The sequence below is a fragment of the Pseudomonas sp. GP01-A4 genome (assembly GCF_058780865.1).
In genome coordinates this window covers 30774-50940 of sequence record NZ_JBYSWF010000056.1, presented here as the reverse complement: position 1 = coordinate 50940, position 20167 = coordinate 30774, and the positions used below count along the sequence as shown (strand labels likewise).

At 61.9% G+C, this 20167-nt stretch carries 17 protein-coding genes; 3 read left to right on the top strand and 14 right to left on the bottom strand.

Going from position 1 to position 20167, the window contains the following annotated elements; all coding sequences use genetic code 11:
• Window positions 1–124: 124 nt before the first annotated feature.
• From AC3WKX_RS25855 to AC3WKX_RS25815, 9 genes are all read right to left on the bottom strand, one after another.
• Window positions 125–889 carry an ABC transporter ATP-binding protein gene (locus AC3WKX_RS25855; protein ID WP_102606227.1) on the bottom strand — a complete coding sequence of 255 codons (765 nt, stop codon included), beginning with the start codon at window positions 887–889 and terminating at the stop codon, window positions 125–127.
• Window positions 890–902: 13 nt separating this feature from the next.
• Window positions 903–2021 (bottom strand): succinylglutamate desuccinylase/aspartoacylase family protein, encoded by a 1119-nt coding sequence (locus tag AC3WKX_RS25850; RefSeq protein WP_102606226.1) that lies wholly within the window; start codon window positions 2019–2021, stop codon window positions 903–905.
• A gap of 9 nt (window positions 2022–2030) precedes the next feature.
• Entirely contained in the window at window positions 2031–2741 is a 711-nt protein-coding gene (locus AC3WKX_RS25845) for an ABC transporter permease (RefSeq protein WP_003209532.1), read from the bottom strand.
• Window positions 2738–3466, bottom strand: a complete 729-nt coding sequence (locus AC3WKX_RS25840; RefSeq protein WP_102606225.1) for an ABC transporter permease — start codon at window positions 3464–3466, stop codon at window positions 2738–2740. Before AC3WKX_RS25840 ends, AC3WKX_RS25845 begins: the two co-directional genes overlap by 4 nt.
• Window positions 3467–3523: 57 nt before the next feature.
• On the bottom strand, window positions 3524–4303 hold the full coding sequence (locus AC3WKX_RS25835) for a transporter substrate-binding domain-containing protein (protein WP_003213667.1): 780 nt from the start codon (window positions 4301–4303) through the stop codon (window positions 3524–3526).
• A gap of 329 nt (window positions 4304–4632) precedes the next feature.
• Window positions 4633–6267: an ATP-dependent DNA ligase gene (locus tag AC3WKX_RS25830; protein WP_102606224.1), complete on the bottom strand. Its 1635-nt coding sequence runs from the start codon at window positions 6265–6267 to the stop codon at window positions 4633–4635.
• The gene (locus AC3WKX_RS25825; RefSeq protein ID WP_003213671.1) at window positions 6264–7268 is read right to left on the bottom strand and encodes a ligase-associated DNA damage response exonuclease; all 1005 of its coding nucleotides are present in this window, start codon (window positions 7266–7268) and stop codon (window positions 6264–6266) included. Before AC3WKX_RS25825 ends, AC3WKX_RS25830 begins: the two co-directional genes overlap by 4 nt.
• A gap of 232 nt (window positions 7269–7500) precedes the next feature.
• Window positions 7501–9942 carry a penicillin acylase family protein gene (locus tag AC3WKX_RS25820; RefSeq protein ID WP_102606223.1) on the bottom strand — a complete coding sequence of 814 codons (2442 nt, stop codon included), beginning with the start codon at window positions 9940–9942 and terminating at the stop codon, window positions 7501–7503.
• A gap of 233 nt (window positions 9943–10175) precedes the next feature.
• Window positions 10176–10820 carry a glutathione binding-like protein gene (locus tag AC3WKX_RS25815; protein WP_003213676.1) on the bottom strand — a complete coding sequence of 215 codons (645 nt, stop codon included), beginning with the start codon at window positions 10818–10820 and terminating at the stop codon, window positions 10176–10178.
• A 96-nt stretch (window positions 10821–10916) separates the two neighbouring features.
• On the opposite strand from AC3WKX_RS25815, the gene AC3WKX_RS25810 reads away from it, so the two are divergent.
• On the top strand, window positions 10917–11468 hold the full coding sequence (locus tag AC3WKX_RS25810) for a cysteine hydrolase family protein (protein ID WP_102606222.1): 552 nt from the start codon (window positions 10917–10919) through the stop codon (window positions 11466–11468).
• Between the two features lie 158 nt (window positions 11469–11626).
• On the opposite strand, the gene AC3WKX_RS25805 is transcribed toward AC3WKX_RS25810, so the two are convergent.
• From AC3WKX_RS25805 to AC3WKX_RS25785, 5 genes are all read right to left on the bottom strand, one after another.
• A complete protein-coding gene (locus tag AC3WKX_RS25805) occupies window positions 11627–12415 on the bottom strand; it encodes an ABC transporter ATP-binding protein (protein ID WP_102606221.1) in 789 nt (262 codons plus the stop codon).
• A complete protein-coding gene (locus tag AC3WKX_RS25800; protein ID WP_008432118.1) occupies window positions 12412–13470 on the bottom strand; it encodes a FecCD family ABC transporter permease in 1059 nt (352 codons plus the stop codon). The genes AC3WKX_RS25805 and AC3WKX_RS25800 overlap by 4 nt, the downstream gene beginning before the upstream one ends.
• A gap of 161 nt (window positions 13471–13631) precedes the next feature.
• The gene (locus AC3WKX_RS25795; protein WP_102606220.1) at window positions 13632–14747 is read right to left on the bottom strand and encodes an ABC transporter substrate-binding protein; all 1116 of its coding nucleotides are present in this window, start codon (window positions 14745–14747) and stop codon (window positions 13632–13634) included.
• A gap of 28 nt (window positions 14748–14775) precedes the next feature.
• Entirely contained in the window at window positions 14776–15456 is a 681-nt protein-coding gene (locus AC3WKX_RS25790; RefSeq protein ID WP_102606219.1) for a Fe2+-dependent dioxygenase, read from the bottom strand.
• A gap of 3 nt (window positions 15457–15459) precedes the next feature.
• A complete protein-coding gene (locus tag AC3WKX_RS25785) occupies window positions 15460–17841 on the bottom strand; it encodes a TonB-dependent receptor (RefSeq protein ID WP_102606218.1) in 2382 nt (793 codons plus the stop codon).
• Window positions 17842–18037: 196 nt separating this feature from the next.
• On the opposite strand from AC3WKX_RS25785, the gene AC3WKX_RS25780 reads away from it, so the two are divergent.
• Together AC3WKX_RS25780 and AC3WKX_RS25775 are read left to right on the top strand one after the other, a co-directional pair.
• Window positions 18038–18748: a response regulator gene (locus tag AC3WKX_RS25780; RefSeq protein ID WP_003213692.1), complete on the top strand. Its 711-nt coding sequence runs from the start codon at window positions 18038–18040 to the stop codon at window positions 18746–18748.
• Complete coding sequence (locus AC3WKX_RS25775; protein ID WP_102606217.1) at window positions 18745–20136, top strand: ATP-binding protein; 1392 nt, start codon at window positions 18745–18747, stop codon at window positions 20134–20136. The genes AC3WKX_RS25780 and AC3WKX_RS25775 overlap by 4 nt, the downstream gene beginning before the upstream one ends.
• The last annotated feature ends 31 nt before the right edge of the window (window positions 20137–20167 follow it).

Below are 20167 nucleotides of genomic sequence, written 5' to 3'. Positions count from 1 at the left end.
GGTGCCGAGTGGTGGGGCAAGAGCGTTTTGCTTACTTTTGCGCTGTTCAAAAGTGAGCCGCTGTAAGAGCGGAACCATAAGTGGCCGTTACCTAAATAACGGATATACACCCAACCCCTGCGGGCTACTTCAAATTCCCACTCAAAAACTGCTGCAACCGCTCGCTCTTCGGATTACCCAGCACATCCTCCGGCGACCCCTGTTCCTCCACCAACCCCTTGTGCAAAAACAGCACCTGGCTCGACACCTTGCGCGCAAAGCTCATCTCATGGGTCACCATGATCATCGTCCGGCCTTCCTCAGCCAAACCCTGGATCACCTTCAACACCTCACCCACCAACTCCGGGTCCAGCGCCGAAGTCGGCTCGTCAAACAGCATCACCTCTGGCTCCATCGCCAGCGCCCGGGCAATCGCCACCCGCTGTTGCTGGCCACCCGACAAAAACGCCGGATATTGACCGGCCACCCGCGCCGGCAACCCAACCTTGTCCAGATACCGGCGAGCGCGATCCTCGGCGTCCTTCTTGCTGCAACCCAGCACCCGGCGCGGCGCCATGGTGATGTTCTCCAGCACACTCATGTGGCTCCACAGATTGAAATGCTGAAACACCATCGCCAACCGCGTACGCAGGCGCTGCAACTCAGCATCATCCGCCACGCGCATCCCATGGCGGTCACTGACCATGCGAATCTGCTGCCCATCCAGCGTCATCGCGCCATCATTGGGCTGTTCAAGAAAATTGATACAACGCAAAAAGGTACTCTTGCCCGAGCCACTGGCGCCGATCAAGCTGATCACATCACCGGTCCTGGCCTTGAGCGAGACACCTTTGAGCACCTCATTGTCGCCATAGCTTTTATGCAGGCCTTCAACGGTCAATTTGTACATGGGGCGTGCATCCTCAAGGCGAAAGTAGGTAGCCGCTGCGATAGGCTTCAGTGCCGGCGACATGGGCAATGACCATCCCGGCAGTGGCCATGCGCCGCAGCGAACGAGCGTAAAGCAGCCCGGCATTGCGGCAATGCACTGGCGTTACGCGGTCGGAAATGGGGTCGATGATTTCGGCGATCAGTTGCCCGGCTTCCAGGTATTCGCCGGGCAGCACACTGAATACCAGCAAACCGCCCACGGCTGTGGCCACCGGCTCGACGCCCGCCAGCGGTGTGGCGGGGTAGGGCAATTCCGGCAGCGGTGCCGGCTCGCCGCTGATTGCGCCGAAGTGAATCAGGTAATCGATGATCGCCTGGCAGTCGAGGCTGGCCAGGCCGTGGTTGACGTCGCCCTGGCCGCGCAATTCGACGGTTACCGAAAAGCTGCCCATCGGGATCGGGAAGTGCTCGCCAAACCGTTGTTGCAATTGCCACCACACCAGCGTGAAGCATTCATCGAATGACTGCCCGCCGGAGTCGGTGGCCAACAGGCTGGCTTCCGAACCGATATAGCGCGCCAGCGGCTCCACCCGGGGCCACGCTTCGGGGGTGGTGTACAGGTGCGCCACGGCTTCGAAGTCGCAGTGCAGGTCCAGCACCATGTCGGCATCACACGCCAGGCGTTGCAGCACCAGGCGTTGGGATTCCAGTTGTGTGACGGGCGTTTGCGCCGCCAGGGCCATGGTCAGCGCATCGCGGATCAGTTCGACGTTGTGCGCAGGATCATCTCCCAGCAGGCCTTCGACTTGATTGCCAACCTCGTCGGACAGGTCGACAAACAGGCGGTTGAAGTTCTGCCCGCTTTCCAGCTCGTAGCGGCCCAGGGGGATGTCCATCAACACCTGTTCCAGGCCGGTCGGGTTGGCGATCGGCACCAGCACGATCTCGCTGCGCAGGCGGCCGGCCGCAGCCAGCTCCGCCAGGCGCGCCTTCAAGTGCCAGGCCACCAGCATGCCCGGCAATTCGTCGGCGTGCAGTGACGACTGGATGTAGACCTTGCCTTCGGCCTGCTCCGGCCCGAAGTGGAAACTGTGGATTTGTCGCTCCGTGCCCGGCACCGGCGCCACAAGTGGATGAATCTGATGACGCATGAAGGCTCCTTAGTGGCTGGGGCCGAGAAAGGCCAGCCAGCGACGCTCCGCCAGACGAAACAGACCGACCAGGGCAAAGGTCACGGTCAGGTAGATCAGCGCAGCGATACCGAATGATTGAAAGGTCATGTAGGTGGCCGAGTTGGCGTCCCGGGCGACTTTCAGGATATCCGGGATGGTCGCGGTGAAGGCCACCGTCGTCGAGTGCAGCATCAGGATCACTTCATTACTGTAGTACGGCAGCGAGCGGCGCAGGGCCGACGGCATGATCACGTAGGCATACAGCTTCCAGCCGCTGAGGCCGTAGGCTTTCGCCGCTTCGACTTCGCCGTGGGCCATGCTGCGGATCGCCCCGGCAAAAATCTCCGTGGTGTAGGCGCAGGTGTTGAGGGCGAAGGCGAGAATCGTGCAGTTCATCGCATCACGAAAGAACGCGTCCAGCACCGGCTGCGCGCGAACCGCCGCGATGCTGTAGATCCCGGTGTAGCAAATCAGCAACTGGATATACAGCGGCGTGCCGCGAAACAGGTAGGTGTAGAACTGCACCGGCCAGCGTACCCAGCGATTGCGCGACACCCGCGCAATGGACAGCGGGATCGATACCAGGAAGCCGATGAAGATCGACGCGCTGAGCAGCCACATCGTCATGGCCAGCCCGGTGATGTGCTGGCCGTCGCTATAAAGGAAGGGGCGCCAGTATTGCTGGATAAGTTCGATCATCGCACTGCCTCCCGGGAGCCTGCGGAGTAGCGCCGTTCGAGGCGGCGCAGGACGAAGTTGGACGCGCTGGTGATCAACAGGTAGATAAACGCGGCGATCACCAGGAAATAGAACAGCTGATAAGTACTCTTGCCGGCATCCTGAGCGGCCTTGACCAGGTCGGCCAGGCCGATGATCGACACCAGGGCGGTGGCCTTGAGCATCACGCACCAGTTGTTGTTAATGCCCGGCAGGGCGAAGCGCATCATCTGCGGGAAGGTCACGAAGCGAAACCGCTGGCCACGCGTGAGCCCGTAGGCCGTGGCGGCCTCCAATTGGCCACGGGGCACGGCGAGGATCGCGCCGCGAAAGGTCTCGGTGAAATACGCACCGTAGATAAAGCCCAGGGTGATGACCCCGGCGCTGAATGGGTCGATCTCGATGTAGTCCCATTCCATAAAGTCGGTAAAGCTGGTCAGCCAGATTTGCAGGCTGTAGAAAATCAGCAGCATCAGCACCAGGTCGGGCACGCCGCGAATCAGGGTGGTGTAGATCTGCGCGGGAACCCGCAGGAACGGCAGGCTGGACAGTTTGGCAGTAGCCCCGAGCAGGCCCAGCAACACGCTGACGGCCAGGGAGAACACCGACAACTTGACGGTCATCCAGGTGCCTTGCAGCAACAGCGGGCCGAAACCCTTCAAGCTGAAGGCACTGAGCCCCAGGGTTTGCAAAAGATCTTCGAACATAAATCAGGACCTATGGCGATAAAAAAGCGCCCCTCCAGAGGAAGGGCGCCCCAGGCATTATTTGCCGCTGTACAGGTTCAGATCGCCAAAGTGTTTCTTCTGGATGGTGGCGTAGGTGCCATCATCGTGTAACGCTTTGATACCTTTATCCAACAAGGCCTTGAGGTCTTTGTTACCTTTTTTGATACCGACCGCAGTTTTGGACGGCAGCAGTGGATCGTCGATGGCCTTGCTGACTTCGTAGTCAGCACCGGCTGGCGACTTCAAAAAGCCCAGTTCGGCTTGCAGCATGTCCTGCACGGAAGCGTCCAGGCGGCCGGAAGTCAGGTCGGCGTACACCTGGTCCTGGTTGGCGTAGGCCTTGGTGGTGACACCGGCCTTGTCCAGTACGGCCTTGGCGTAGGCTTCCTGGATGGTGCCTTGCTCGTAGCCAACGCTTTTACCCTTGAGGGACTCAGGCGTGGAGTAGTTCGCGCCCTTTTTGAACACCAGGGAAGTTGGGCCGGAGAACAGCTCGTTGGAGAAGTCGATCGCCTTTTCACGGGCTTCGGTCACGGTCATCGAGGAAATCACGCCGTCAAACTTGTTGGCGTTGAGGCCTGGGATCATGCCGTCGAAATCACTTTCGACCCACTTGCACTTGACCTTCAGCTCGGCACAGATGGCATTGCCCAGGTCGATATCGAAGCCCACCAGGCTGCCGTCAGCGGCTTTAGACTCAAACGGCGCGTAGGACGGATCGACACCAAAACGCAATTCCTTGTATTCCTTGGCCAGCGCGGAACCGGCGGCCATGCACAGAGCCAGTGCAGAAAGGGTCAGCAATGCTTTTTTCATTATGTAATCCCTGGAAACCAAGATAAGCGCTTGTGGCGCGGTTAGGACTGTTACTGAACGGTGTCAGACCGGACTCAAGTAGCAATTTCTGCACCATAGTTCCGAATGGTCGTTTTAAAAGGTGAGATTAAGGAGTTGTGCCAGTAGGAAATGCCCGAAAATGGGCATTGATCAATCTATGCATTATTTTGGGGCGTATGAGGTTTTCAAATGTGGGAGCGGGCTTGCTCGCGAATGCGGTGGATCAGTCTGTACATGTATTGACTGACACACCGCCTTCGCGAGCAAGCCCGCTCCCACATTGATCGGTGGCGTTCGTGAGAGGCGTGTCAGGCCAGTAAATCCTGCAGGGTCGCCAGGTTGTCGGCTTCCTCGACGGCCTTGTCCTGGCGCCAGCGCAACATCCTCGGGAAACGCACCGCAATTCCGCTCTTGTGCCGCTTGGACAGGGCAATCCCTTCAAAACCCAGTTCAAACACCATGCTCGGCGTGACGCTGCTGACCGGGCCGAATTTCTCCACGGTGGTCTTGCGTACGATGGCGTCGACCTTGCGCATTTCTTCATCGGTCAGCCCCGAATACGCCTTGGCGAACGGCACCAACGTACGCTCAGTACCGGGCGGGCCGTCCCACACCGCAAAGGTGTAGTCGCTGTACAGGCTGGCGCGCCGGCCATGGCCGCGCTGGGCATAGATCAGCACGGCATCGACACTGAACGGGTCGACTTTCCACTTCCACCACACGCCCATGTCCTTGGTCCGGCCCACGCCGTAGAGCCCGTCCCGGGCCTTGAGCATCATGCCTTCCACGCCCAGGCTGCGAGACGCCTCACGCTGCTCTGCCAAGTCTTGCCAGCTATCGCCGATCAGCACTGGCGACGTGCGCAATATTGGCTGGTCGCAGTCGCTGACCACCAGCTCCAGTTGCGCCCGGCGTTCGGCCTGGGTGTGGTTGCGCCAGTCTTCGCCGTGGTGTTCCAGCAGGTCATAAGCGAGCACGGCGACCGGCGCGTCTTCGAGGATTTTCTTGCCCAGGGTCTTGCGGCCAATGCGCTGTTGCAGCAGGGCGAAGGGTTGCACCGAGTCCTTCCACACCACGATTTCGCCGTCGATCACCGTGCCATCGGGCAGGCTGTTTTCCAGGTCATGAAGCTCCGGAAAGCGCTCGGTGACCAGTTCTTCGCCCCGAGACCAGATCCACAAGCGGCCTTCGCGCTTGACCAGTTGTGCGCGGATACCGTCCCACTTCCATTCCACTTGCCAGTCAGCAGGGGAGCCGAGCAAGGCATCGAACTGCTCCACCGGCTGGGCCAGGCCATGGGCCAGGAAAAACGGATAAGGCTGCCCGCCACGCTGGGCGTGTTCGTCGGACGATTCGGCGGCAATCAGCTTCAAGTAGCCTTCGGCCGTCGGACGGTTCGACAGGTCTGTGTAGCCCACCAGCCGCTGGGCCACGCGTTTGCTGTCCAGCCCGGCCATGGCGGCCAGGGCGCGGGTGACCAGCAACTTCGACACACCGACCCGGAAGCTGCCGGTGATCAGCTTGATGCAGAGCATCAGGCTCGGCTGATCCAGCTGTGCCCACAACGCGGGCAGGCGTTCTGCCAGTTCTTCTGGCGGCAGGCCACGCAAGGGCAGGAGTTTTTCTTCCAGCCACACGGCCAGACCATCGTCCGAGGTGTGGGGCGATTCAGGTAACAGCAGGGAAATGGTTTCCGCCAGGTCGCCTACCGACTGATAACTTTCTTCGAACAGCCACGGCTCAATGCTCGCGGCTTCGGTGGCCATGTCCCGCAGCAACCGGGTGGGTACCAGTTGTCGGGGCCGGCCGCCGGATAAAAAGTACACCGCCCACGCAGCATCTTCCGCGGGCGCCTGTAGGAAATAAGCCTGCAAGGCGGCGAGCTTGGCGTTGCTGGAGGTGGTGGCGTCGAGGTTGGCGTACAGCTCGGCGAAGGCTTTCATGACGTGGCCTCCTCTTCGTCATCGCCGTATTCGGTGGTGAATCCCTGGGCATCCAGGCCCTTTTCCCGCAGGTGCCTGACCAATACGCCCACAGAACCGTGGGTGACCATTACCCGCTCGGCACCGGTTTGCTCAATGGCCCATAACAGTCCGGGCCAATCGGCGTGGTCCGAGAGCACAAAGCCGCGATCCACGCCGCGCCGACGCCGGGTTCCGCGCAGGCGCATCCAGCCGCTGGCGAAGGCGTCACTGTAGTCGCCGAAGCGGCGCATCCAGGTGCTGCCACCGGCGGAGGGCGGGGCGATGATCAGGGCCTGGCGCAATAAAGGGTCGGTCTTTTTGAAGTCGCCGGCGTAGAGGGTTTCAGGGATATAGATGCCAGCTTCGCGGTACACCCGGTTCAAGGGTTCGACCGCGCCATGGCTGAGGATCGGGCCGATGCTGGCGTCGATGCCGTGGAGAATCCGCTGGGCTTTGCCGAAGGAATAACAGAACAACACGCTGGCCTTGCCGGCGGCGATATTGGCCTGCCACCAGTCGTTGATCCCGGCAAAAATCTGCGCCTGGGGCTGCCAGCGGTAGATCGGCAGGCCGAAGGTCGATTCGGTGATAAACGTATGGCAGCGCACCGGTTCGAACGGCGCGCAGGTGCCGTCGGGCTCGACTTTATAGTCGCCGGAGGCGACCCAGACTTCACCCTGGTATTCCAGGCGCACCTGGGCGGAGCCGAGGACATGGCCGGCGGGGTGGAAACTCAAAGTGACGCCGTGGTGGCGCAGGCTTTCGCCGTAGGCCAGCGTTTGCAGGTTGATGTCCTGGCCGAGGCGCGAGCGCAGGATACCTTCGCCGGGGGCGGCGGCCAGGTAGTGTTGGTTGCCGGTGCGGGCGTGGTCGCCGTGGGCGTGGGTGATGACCGAACGTTCCACCGGGCGCCAGGGGTCGATGTAGAAATCCCCGGCGGGGCAGTAGAGGCCTTCGGGCCGGGCGATAACAAGGTCCATGGGCGTGCCGTGGAGGTGGGCTTGTTAATTATGAGGCGGGGGCGGGTGGAGAAGTTCTATCGGAATGCATGCAATCAAATGTGGGAGCTGGCTTGCTGTGGTGAGGGGGCTTGTCCCCCGTCGGGTTCACCACAGATTGATGGGGCTGCTTCGCAGCCCAACGCGGGGCAAGCCCGCTCACCACAGCAAGCCCGCTCCCACATTTTGATCCGGTTGAGTCTGGGAAACCGGGTTACTTGCCCGGCACCAGCGTCAACCGCGTCTTCCCGTACACCCCGTCAAAGTTCTGTGGCTGCATCGGGAAGCTCAGGTATTGCGCCTTCAGCCACGGGTCGATGCCATTGGCATAGTTCGGGCTGGCCGGGTTGCCGGATTGGCCGATGCCGCTTTGGCCCATCATCGGTTCCGCCAGGCCGAAGTCGACAATCATCCGCAGCGCCGGCACCTGGGTCGTGTCGAAACTCTGGCCCCAGCTATACGGTGCGCTGTTCAGCGTGTTGTGATCGCCGCCCGCGGCCAGTGGGCCGCGAATGGCCTGGCCGCTGGTGTTCTTCCAGGTGTAGCTGTGCAGTTTGCCCCACTGCCAGGCCTTGTGATCGGCGCCCAGCGCGCTGTCGCCTGCGGTGATCGCGGCGGCCAGGCTACGGGCGAGGATCGCCGGCTTGTCGGTTTTCTGCCCGGTGCGGGCGTCATTCCAGAACGGGCTGTCTTCGCGCCCCAGCAGGTGGTCGGCCACCGCCGAGTACGACAGGTTGGCGTTACCGATAAAGGCTTTCCAGGTGGCGCTGTTTTCCGGACCGAGTTCGTCGAGGAAAATCTGCTTGGCGCTTTCCTGCAGGAACAACTCATAAATCGCCGCGTCGGCGGAGGTGGATGCCAGCCGACCGTCGAAGGCCATCAGGCGGCCCAGTGCTTCCCGCGCCTTGGCCTGGTCTGCCACCGGCAATCCATCGATTGCCTGTTTCAGCGGCTGGGCCATGCCCGGCGCCTGGAACATGCTCTTGAGCTTGGCGGCGAACGTGGTGGTCTGGTCGTACTGCATGGCAATCATGCTGCGGCTGTCATGCTTGCCGCTGCCGGCCAGTTGCGCGATACGTTCGGCGCGTTCCGGCGCGGCCCACGAGTTGGACAGTTGCATGCCGTAGCCACGGGGAATGGTGCGCTGGTTGGCCGTGCCGATCCAACCCTGGGCCGGGTCCTGATCGTAGGGGTGCAGCATCGCGTCGGCGTAGCCATCCCAGTCGAAACGCCCGTCCCAGCCCGGCGATGGCACCAGGCCTTCGCCTTCACGGCGGTTGGGGAACCGCCCGGTCACTTGCCAGCCAATGCTGCTGGCGTCGGCGAAGACCATGTTCAAGGCAATTGCGCGAATTTCCCGGGTGGCGTCAGACGCTTTACCGGCGGTTTGCGCACGGGACAGGTCGAAGAACGCGTCCAGGCTCTTGTCGTCCTTGAAATCGGCGGTTTGCAACGCCAGGCCGTAGCCGCTGGTCAGCGACTGGGCACTGTTGAGCAGCGGCCCGTGGCGGGTTTCGTACACCGCTTCGCGAATCGGCCGCTGGCCCTTGGCGAAGTAGGTTTCGTTGCGCACGATGGCGGGCAGCCATTTGCCGTTGTTCTCGTAGTACAGCGCGTTGCCCTGGCGCTTGACCTTCTCCAGGAATACGTCCTGGGTGTCACCCGAGACCTGGCTCATGCTCCAGGCCACCTTGCCGTTGAAGCCGGAAAGCAGGGTTGGCAAACCGGCGATGGACACACCGGCGGCCTGGTATTTCGGCGAGCGGATCTGCACGTAGTTCCACAGCGACGGAGCCTGCATCGAGGTCGACAGGTCATTGGCCAGCAGGCTCTTGTTGCTGCGGCTGCGCTGCGGGCCGATCGCCCAGTTGCTGGAGCTGGACGTGCCCAGGGTGTTGAGGGTGCCGAGGTGTTCGCTGAGGCTGGTCAGCGCAGCGAGGCCCGGGATCTGGCCCAGGTTGATGCCCTTGAGCTTGTCGGACTCGGCCGCTGGCAGCGGTTCATCCGGGTAGCTCGGGGTCAGCCAGGCGAGTTTGTCGGCACCGACTTTTTGCGCGAGCACCAATGACGACAGCTCTTCCTGCAAGTTGGTCGACTCGCTGAAATTCAGCAGGCAGAACAGCAGCGCCGAATCTTCCGGCTTCCAGTATTCAGGCTTGTAGCCAGTCTGGGCCAGGTCTGGCGGCAGCTTGTCGCGGTAGCGGAACAGGTAGGCGTTGACCCCGCGTGCGTACACTTCAAAGAAGCGCTTGAGGCGCGGCGACGAGGCGTTATACAGCTCGCCGGCGCTTTTGCGCAGGTTGACCGCCCGCATGAAACGGTCGACATCCAGCACATCCGGCCCAGACATTTCCGCCAGGCGGCCCTGGGCCAGCAGGCGCAGGGTGACCATCTGGGTGATGCGGTCGCTGGCGTGCACGTAGCCCAGGGTGAACAGCGCATCGTGGAAGGTGCTGCTTTCAATCAGCGGGATGCCCTGGCTGTTGCGGCGCACCGAAACGTTCTGCGCCAGGCCCTTGATCGGCTGTACGCCGGAAACCGGAGGCAGGGTGTCTTGGGTGCTCTGTAACTGGCAACCGGCCAGGCCCAAGGCACTGGCAATTGCCGCGGCAACGCCGAACCGGGGAAGAAAATGTGAGAGGGCTGGCGAGGCCATGGCAAAGCTCCTGCGGGGGGTAGCGTCAGTAAAGGCGCTACGTTAGTGAGCGCGGCGAAACGACGCAAGCGGGAGGCGATGCTTATTTCAGGATTTGCGTAAGGTTTCCAGTCGGGCACAAATCAGTGTGGGAGCGGGCTTGCTCGCGAATGCGGTGTATCAGCTAAAAGAGTTGTGGCTGATCCACCGCATTCGCGAGCAAGCCCGCTCCCACATTTTGATCCCGTTGACCTTCAGGATTTTGGCGGATTGACCTTCTGCACCAGCTCATAGGCACGCACCGTCGCCGGGCGTTGCTTGATGTGGTTGAACCAGCGTTCTACATGTGGGAAGTCTTCCAGCTTCTGGCTCTGCCACTTGTGGGAAACGATCCACGGGTAGATCGCCATGTCGGCAATGCTGTACTCCTCGCCGGCCACGAACGTGCGGTCGGCCAGGCGCCGGTCCAGCACGCCATACAGGCGGGCGGTCTCATCCACATAGCGTTTGATCGCGTAGGGGATTTTTTCCGGGGCGAACTGGCTGAAGTGATGATTCTGGCCGGCCATCGGGCCCAGGCCACCCATTTGCCAGAACAGCCATTGCAGCGCTTCCTGACGACCACGCAGGTCCTGGGGAATGAACTTGCCGGTTTTTTCCGCGAGGTACAGCAGGATTGCGCCGGATTCGAACAGGGAAATCGGCGCGCCGCCGTCGGTCGGGTTCTGATCGACGATGGCCGGGATGCGGTTATTGGGGGCGATCTTCAGGAAGTCGGGCTTGAACTGGTCGCCCTGGCCGATGTTGATCGGGTGCACCTCGTAAGGCAGGCCGGCTTCTTCCAGGAACAACGACACTTTGTGACCGTTGGGGGTGGTCCAGTAATACAGGTCGATCATGAAGCTCTCCAAGGGTGGTGACGCTTGAGCGAATGCCTGTAGGTATAGGTAATGTTAGGGTGACGAAAATTCAATGAAACATTTGGGTCTATCGATATGGATATTCGTGCGGGCGCAGCGTTGATTCTGATTGACCAGCAAAAAGGCATTCACCATCCCAGGCTGGGACGGCGCAATAATCCGCACGCCGAGGCGCGCATGCTGGCGTTGCTGGCGCATTGGCGGCGCGAAGGCTGGCCGGTGATTCATGTGCAGCATCTGTCCCATTCACCGGAATCGGTGTTCTGGCCGCAGCAGTCGGGGGTGGAGTTTCAGGATGCATTTATTCCGCAGGCGGGTGAGCAGTTGATCCAGAAACGGGTGCCGGACGCATTTTGTGGGACGGGGCTGGAAGCGAGGTTGCATGAGGCCGGGCTTCGGCAAGTGGTGCTGGTGGGCGTGGCCACCCATAACTCGGTGGAGGCCACGGCCCGCAGTGCCGGCAACCTGGGGTTTGAGACGTGGGTTATCGAAGATGCCTGCTACACCTTCGACAAGGCGGACTTTTTCGGGCAGATGCATTCGGCGCAGGCGGTACATGCCATGTCGTTGGGTAACCTGCACGGCGAGTACGCCACAGTGATTTCCTCCAAACAGTTGCTGGAGTGACCGTTGTGGCGAGGGAGCTTGCTCCCGCTGGACCAGGCTGGAGCTCCAGTGCGAAGCGCTCCCGAGTGCCTCACCTCAGTCCGCCTGAAGACGCGCGTGCACAGATTTTGGGGCTGCTACGCAGCCCAACGGGAGCAAGCTCCCTCGCCACAGAGGATCTAAGCCACCGCGCCGTCCACCAACACCTGCAACGTTTGTCGTGAGCATCGCTCGATGCGTACCCGCACACCATAGACTTCGGCAAACAGCGCCGTATCCAGCACGTCATCCGCCGCGCCACTGGCGTACAGCCGGCCCTGGCGCAGCACCGCGATATGGTCGGCATAGCGCGCCGCGAGGTTGATGTCGTGCAGCACCACCACGGCGATCAGGTTGTGTTCCCGCACCAGGTCGCGCACGCAATCCATGACCTTCAACTGGTAGTTCAAGTCCAGCGCACTGGTGGGTTCATCCAGCAGCATCACCTGTGGCCGGCGCGCAATCAGTTGCGCCAGGCTGACCAGTTGCCGCTGGCCGCCGGATAACGTGCTCAATAGCTGATCCGCCAGATGAGCGATGCCAATCCTTTGCAACGCATCAAAGGCCTCGCGCATGCACGCGTCGCTTGAAAGCGCAATGCCCTCGACGTTCGCCACCCGCAGCGCCGCGATCACGCTTTCCATCACACTCAGGCTCAAGCCCGGCGGAAGGTTTTGCGGCATATAGGTCACACGCCGGGCGCGTTCACCGACGGACATTTTCGTCAGGTCCAGGTCACCCAGTCTGACAACGCCCTGCATCTTTTCCAGCCCCGCCACCGCCCTCAGCAACGTCGACTTGCCCGCACCGTTCGGCCCGATCAACGCGGTCAGGCTGCCGTGGGCCAGGGTTGGCAAACTCAGGTCATGCACAATCTGGCGCCGGCCATAACTGACCTGGGCGTTCTGAATCGACAGCCCGCTGCTCATAACTGCCTCCCGCGCTTGAACACCAGCAACACGAAAATCGGCACGCCCACCAGCGCGGTGACGATACCCACGGGTACGATCACCCCGGGCATGATCAGCTTGCTGGCGATGGATGACAGCGACAACAGTAACGCGCCGACAAGCGCGCTGGCCGGCAGCAGGAAGCGCTGGTCTTCACCCACCAGAATCCGCGCGATGTGCGGACCCACCAGGCCGATAAATCCGATGGTTCCCACAAACGCCACGGCGGTGGCCGACAGCAGGCTGATGCGCAACAACGAGAAAAACCGCAGGCGCTTCACATCGACACCGAAGCTTTGCGCGCGGTCTTCGCCCATGCGCAACAGGGTCAGGCGTGGCGCGGCCGCGAAGGAAAAGGGCATGACCACGGCGACCACCAACGCGAGGATGCCGAGCTTGTCCCAGTTGGCCCGGGTCACGCTGCCCAGGGTCCAGAACACCAGTTGTTGCAGCACATCTTCGGTGGCGACCAGTTGCAACAGGGCGACCACCGCGTTGCAACTGAACACCAGGGCAATCCCGAACAGCACCAGGCTTTCCACCCCGGCACCGCGCAGGCGCGACATGGCTTGCAGCAAAAAGACCGAGGCGGCGGCAAACACAAAGGCTGAAATGGAAATCGCCGTATTGGCCGACACCCACAGCGTCGTCACTGGAAACACAATCACCAGGGACGCGCCCAACGCCGCCGCCGAGGAAACCCCCAGGGTGAATGGACTGGCGAGCGGGTTGTTAAGGATCGCCTGCATCTCGGCGCCCGCCAGCGACAGCGCACAACCGACCAACACCGCCATCAAGGCGTAGGGCAGGCGCACGTTCCAGATGATCACCTGGTCGGTGGCGCTCAGGTGGGCGGGGTGCAGCAAGCCATCGAGCAGGGCGCCAAGGCCCATGCCCGACGGGCCGCTGGCCAGGTCCACGAGGATCGCGCACATCAGCGCGCCACCCAGCAGGGCCAGCAGCCAGAAGCGGCGGGCCAGCAGGCGGCGATAGCCTTGGCTGGCGGTGGCGAGGTCGAGGGTTTGAGTGGTCATTGGATTCGCAGCCTTGAAAACGACGAAAATCCCTGCCGGTACACGGTCAGTGTGGGAGCTGGCTTGCCTGCGATGGCGATGGTGAATCCAACACCGCTATCGCAGGCAAGCCAGCTCCCACAGGAACCGTGTACAGGCAGGGAATGGGTTGTGAGCCTTAGTTACTTGGCCTTGCCATCAATCCAGTAAGCACCCTGCAGCGGCATGCCGAGGAACTGTTGGTTCATCGCTTCCATGGTCGCCTTGGGATCCAGCTTGGCGAACAATTCCGGATGCACCCACTTGGCCAGCGCTTCAATCGCCAGCAGGTTGTACGGCGAGTTGTAGAAGTCATGCCACAGACCGTGGGAATTGCCCTCACGAATCGCCCGAAGGTTCACAAACTCAGGGCGGGCCAGCACGGCGTCAAACGCGGCACGCGCGTCTTCGTTGCTCACGCCAGCACCCAGAATCAACCCGGGCTTGTGATTGCCGGTGGCCACATACACATCCGGGTCAGCTTTCAGCGCGTACTCGACACTGATATCTCCCAGCGCCCCCGGCACCACGTCGGCGGCGATGTTGCGCCCGCCCACCAGCTTGATCACTTCACCCATGCCGCTCTTGCCAGTGGTGTGCCCCGGTGCCTGCCAGGCGCCGGCCAGCAATTCCAGGAACACGCTCGGGCGCGGCCCGGCCGGCAAGGTGGCGACGGCGTCGGTGATCACCTTGATGTGCTGGTCATAAAAGTCGAGGAACGCCTTGGCCTGGGTTTCCCGGCCCAGGGCCTGGCCCAGGGCGGTCATGCTGGCGTGGGTGCCTTGCACCGGGTTGATGCGGAAGTCGACGAACAACACTGCAATGCCCGCCTTGGCCAACACGTCCGCCACCGGGCTGTGTTCAGTCGGGCCATGGCCGGAAATGCTGAACACCGCCAGGTCCGGTTTCAGCGAAAGAATTTCCTCGGCGCTGACGCTTTGCTCCGACGCCTGGCCAATCAGCGGAATGTCTTTTACCGTCGGAAATTTCGCCACGTAGGCGTTATAGGTGTGGGCGTCCAACAGTTTCAAATCATTCTGCCAGCCGACAATCCGTTGGAATGGCGCGTCCTTGTCCAGCAAGGCAAAGGCCGAAATCAGCCGGCCTTCGCCGAGCACCACGCGCTGCACGTGGTCTGGCACCTCGACCTTGCGGCCCAGCACGTCGGTGACTTCATGGGCGGCGGCGGTTTCGGCGTGGCCGAGGATCAGCACGGCAAATAGCGCGCCCAGCTTGAGGAAGTTGCGGGGTTTCAGCATGGCGAGAACTCCAGGTGAAGGCGGCGCATCAGACATCGCTCCAGCGCCGCAAAAGGTTGTGATAGGCGCCGCTCAGTTGCAGCAATGCGTGGTCGTCGGCGTGTTGCGCGGTGAGGCGTTGAATCGCCACGTCCATGTCCAGCAGCAGTTGGCGCTGACTGTCTTCGCGCACCAGGCTTTCGATCCAGAAGAAACTGGCGATGCGCTCGCCGCGGGTGACCGGGTTGATCTTGTGCAAACTGCTGCCGGGATAAATCAGCAGGTGCCCGGCGGGCAGCTTCACCGCGTGCTCGCCGAAGGTGTCGCGGATCACCAGTTCGCCGCCGTCGTAGCTGGCCGGATCAGCCAGGAACAAGGTGGCGGAGATGTCGGTGCGCACCCGTTCGCGCACGCCCTTGAGGCCGCGAATCGCATTGTCGATATGCCAGTCGAAGGCTTCGCCGCCGCTGTAGCGGTTGAACAGCGGCGGGTAGATTTTCTTCGGCAGGGCGGCGGACATGAACAGCGCGTTGTCCGACAGCCGCGACAGAATCTGCTCACCCAGGCGAATCGCTACCGGCGCGTCTTCCGACAGCTGCCGGTTGTTTTTCGCCATGGCCGAGCGTTGCCCGGCAGTGACCTTGCCGTCGACCCACGGTTGATCGAGCAGGGTGGCGACGGCCACCGCGACTTCTTCGGCACTCAACAGGCCGGGGATTTCGATCAGCACGGCTTAAAACTCATAGTCGACACTGGCGGTGAGCGTGCGCCCGGCGCCCGGAATGCCGTAGAGCTGGAAGCCGTCCAGGGACGCGCCGATCTGGCTGTAGTAGAACTTGTTAAACACGTTGTTCAGGTTGAGGTTGACCGTGGTTTGCCTGGTCACTTTGTATTGCGCAGCCACGTTGTTGAGCCAGTAGCCGGGCGCCTTTTCGTGGTCGCGGGTGTAGATCGCGTACACGCCGGACGGGCCGGTGGCGTAGCTGCTGTTGTTGTTCAGGCCGCCGACGTACTTGTTATCGCTGTAGCGGCGGCGTCCTACGTATTGCGCGCCGTAACTCAGGCTCAGGTCGTCGGTGACGGCGTAGGTGGTCCACAGGTTGGCGGTCAGGTCGGGAACGTTCTTGGCTTCCTCGCCTTTGTTGGCCCCTTTGGTCTGGGTGCTTTTCAGCGCGGAGAACCCGCTGTACACCGTCCAGCGCGGGCTGATATTGCCTTGCAGGCCCAGTTCCACACCGTCTACGCGCTTGGCGGGGAGGGCGCGTACCGGAGCGCTTTCGCCGTCCTGGTATTCCCAGGAGTTGTCCAGTTCTGTGCGGAAGATCGCGGCGGTGACGTTCAGCAGGTCGTGGGCAATGTCCCACTTGGTGCCGATCTCGTAGGTCTTCGACTTGGCCGGGGTGTAGTTGCTGGTGCTCGCGGCGCCGTAGATCTGGTTGTTGGTCGACGCGCCCAGGGCTGACGGTTGTGCCGCTTCGCTGTAGGACACGTAGATGCTGCCGTTAGGCAACGGCTTGTACACCGCGCCGACCCGGCCGCTCACGGCACCGTCGGTGCTGTCGATGGACGCTTGGCCACGCTGGGTGGTTTTGGCCTGCCAGTTGTCGTAGCGCAGGGAGCCGAGCACTTGCCACTGTTCATTCAGGGTGACGGTATCGCCCAGGTAGATGCCGGCGTTGTCGATCACTGAGCGTGGCTGGCCTTCACCCTTGGTCACTTCGTTGCTGGCGAAGCTGTGGTTCGGGTCGTTCATGTCGAAGAACAGATCGCCGGCCGGCACTTCGGCGTTGCGTTTCAGGCCGCCGTAGGTCTCGTGATAGAACTCGAGCCCGCTGACCACCGCGTGTTCCAGCCCGCCGGTATTGAGCTTGAAGGCGAAGTCGGTCTGGTTGTCGAGGATGGTATAGCGCGTCGACTGGCCGAAGTCGCTCCCTCGCAAAATACCGTAGGCGGTGTTACCGCTGTTGGCGTATCCCGGGTAGGCATTTACCGTGCTGCCGGGCACTTGGCTGATCGGTCCTACGCCGGTGTAGCCCAAGGTCGCACAGCGCGTGCCGGTGCAGGTTTTTTGGCCATTGCCGTTGGCGGCGAAGAAGCGCGCGGGCGAGAGCACCGCGAAGTTGTCGGTACGCTCCCACTTGGTCTGGTTCTTCAGGGTCGCTTCGTTCCAGTCGAAATCATGCTCGAAGCGGGTGGTCAGCGAAGTGGTTTTGGTCTGCTGGGTGTACAGGTGCGAGTCGCCATACCAGTTGGAGCGCTTGACTCCCGGCATGCGGTCGCCGTCGGTGCCGCGCTGGATCGGCACACCGCCGTCCGGCGTGTTGTCGTCCTTCTGGTAGAAGGTGTCGATAAACAGGCGGGTGTCGGTGCCCAGGCCGAAGCCGAGGGAGGTCGCGATGCCCCAGCGGTCGTAGTCCACGTCGTCACGCTCGGCCACCTGGTTGTAGTGCTTCATCAGGTTGATGCGCAGGGCGGTGGTGTCATTCAGTTGTTGGTTGAAATCGCCGGTGAGGCGGCGGTAGCTGTCGGTGCCGATGCCGGCCGAGAGTTTGTTGGCATCCCCCAGATGCGCCTCTTTGCTCACCAGGTTGACGCTGCCGCCTACCGCGGAAACGCCGGATTCGATCGAGCCGGTGCCCTTGAACACTTCTGCCTGTTGCAGGTTGAAGGTGTCGGTGCGGGTCGATTGGCCGGCATCGCGCACACCGTCGACGGTCAGGCTCTGCTCCGAGGAAAACCCGCGAATCGAAAACAGGTCGCCCCAGCCCAGGTTGCCTTCGCCGGACATGAAGGTGATGCCCGGCACGTTGCGCAACACTTCCTGCAAGGTCTGCGCGTTTTGCTCCTTGAGCACTTGCTGCGGGACGATGGTTACGCTTTGCGGGGCATCAAGCAGCGGCTGGCTGATTTTTGCCGAGGTCACCCGGTCGACTTTAAAGGCGGAAGTGGCTTCACCGTCGATCTTGATTTCCGGCAGGCTCAGCACTGAATCATTCGACGCCGCCACCGGCGCATCGGCCCAGGCGGTGGGAGAAACGCTGCCGGCGGCAAGCAGGCCGAACATCGGCGCAAGGGTTGATTGCAGCGACAGGGCGCGCGGGGTAGGCAATGGCATTCAGAGTGACCTAGGCTAAATTACAATTAATCTCATTTAGATTCGGTAGTCTAAAGACCGATACCGGCCGCCATGCCGTGGCTTTGTAATGCGGATGCGTGATTACCGCTTCCCACAACATTCCATTACATTTGCGCGTACTCCTGGCTGAAGTTTCGGCTATCTCCTGCCTTTTGAGTTTCGGACGAATTGCCCCATGGCCAAGCAAGACCACCTGCTGATCGTTGATGACGACCCGCAAATCCGCCAATTGCTGTGCGACTACCTGAGTGACGCCGGCTTCCAGGTGTCCACCGCCGGCGACGGCAAGGAAATGCGCCGCCGCCTGGCGCTGAATGTCATCGACCTGATCGTCCTCGACCTGATGTTGCCCGGCGAAGACGGCCTGAGTTTGTGCCGCGAATTGCGCGTCAGCTCCAACACGCCGGTGATCATGCTCACCGCCAAGGGCACGCTGATCGACCGGATCGTCGGCCTGGAAATCGGCGCCGACGATTACCTGCCCAAGCCGTTCGACCCGCGGGAGTTGCTGGTGCGGATCAAGGTGGTGCTGCGCCGGGTGCAGAGTTTTCCGGACCGGGCGCGGCTCGATGAAGCACCGAGCATCAGCTTTGCCGGCTGGCAGCTGGACACCCGGGCCCGCCAATTGCTTTCGCCGGAAGGCGTGGTGGTCAGCCTCGGCAACTCCGATTACCGGGTGTTGCGCCTGTTGTTGCAGCATCCCAACCGGCCGCTGAGCCGCGACTTTTTGCTCAACCACGTGTTCGACAAAGACAGCACGCCGTTCGACCGCTCGATTGATGTGTGCGTCAGCCGACTGCGCTCGCAGTTGCCGGCCGGGTTGATCAAGACCGTGCGCAACGAGGGTTACATGCTCACCGCCGACGACGTGGCGCTGCAATCGTGAAACTGCTGCCGCGTTCGCTGTTCGGCCGGCTGGTGCTGATCCTGGTCAGCGGCATGCTCGCGGCCCAGGCCCTGACCAGCAGCATCTGGTACGACATGCGCCACGGCCAGGTGCTGGAAATCCCCAGCCGGCTGATCGCCACGCGGCTGGCGGACGTGGTGCGGCTGGTACACAGCGATCCGGCGCAGGCGGATGTGCTGATCAAGCTGCTCGATACGCCGCGCTTTCGCCTGACCCTGAGTGACCAGGCCAGTGATGTGACAAGCAGCATCAGCGACAGCGACCAGGCCACCGAGCGCTTGCTGAATAAAGTGCTCTCGGAGAAAACCGGCTACACCCAGAACCTGCATCTGTTGAGCCTCAAGTTGCTGGATGCCGAGGGCCAGCATGCCGGGCTGTCGACTCTGCTCAGCTCCAGGCCTGTGGTGGGGCAATTCCTGATTGACCTGCGTTTGCCGGACGGGCGCTGGCTGCAAGTGCAGGCCACCGAGGAACAAGGCTGGACCAGTACTTCCCCGATGGACTTGCTGTTCGATTACGTGATGCGCATTTATCTGCTGCGGGTATTGGTGCTGGTGATCATTGCCCTGGTGGCGGTGCGCCTGGCCATTCGCCCGCTCAACGCCCTGGCCAAGGCTGCCGAAGCCTTGGGCCGGGACATCCAGCGGCCACCGCTGGCCCTCGATGGGCCCACCGAAGTGCGCCGCGCCGCCCAGGCGTTCAATGCCATGCAGCAGCGGCTGATCGCCAATATCGCCGAGCGCACGCGCTTCCTGGCGGCGATTTCCCACGACCTGCGCTCGCCCATTACGCGCCTGCGGTTACGTACAGAAATGCTCGACGACAACCGCACCAAGGAACGTTTTCGCAGCGACCTGGAAGAAATGGAGCACATGGTTTCCAGCACCCTGGACTTCGTCAGCAGCGGCGAAATCAACGAGAAGCGCCAGAACATCGACATCAACGCCTTGCTGCAAAGCTTGCAGGCGGACCTGCAGGACGTGGGCGAGACGGTGACGATAGAAGGGCGGGCCAAACAGCCATTGCCGGGGTATGCCCGCAGTCTCAAGCGTTGCGTGCAGAACCTGCTGGAGAACGCGGTGCGTTATGGCTCCGAGGTGGTGGTGCGGGTAGAGGACAAGGCGGACAGCTTGAAGATTGTCATCAGCGACCGTGGGCCGGGGATTCCCCAGGAACAACTGGAACAGGTGATGGAGCCGTTTTACCGGGTGGAAGGCTCACGCAATGTGGAAACCGGTGGTTACGGGCTGGGGCTGAGTATCGCGCATACGATCGCCAGTGCCCATGACGGGCGGTTGAGCTTGAGCAATCGGGAGGGTGGGGGGTTGGAGGTGGTGGTGTTGTTTCAACGCAAATCGCAGCCTTGAAATGCAGACTAAATGTGGGAGCGGGCTTGCT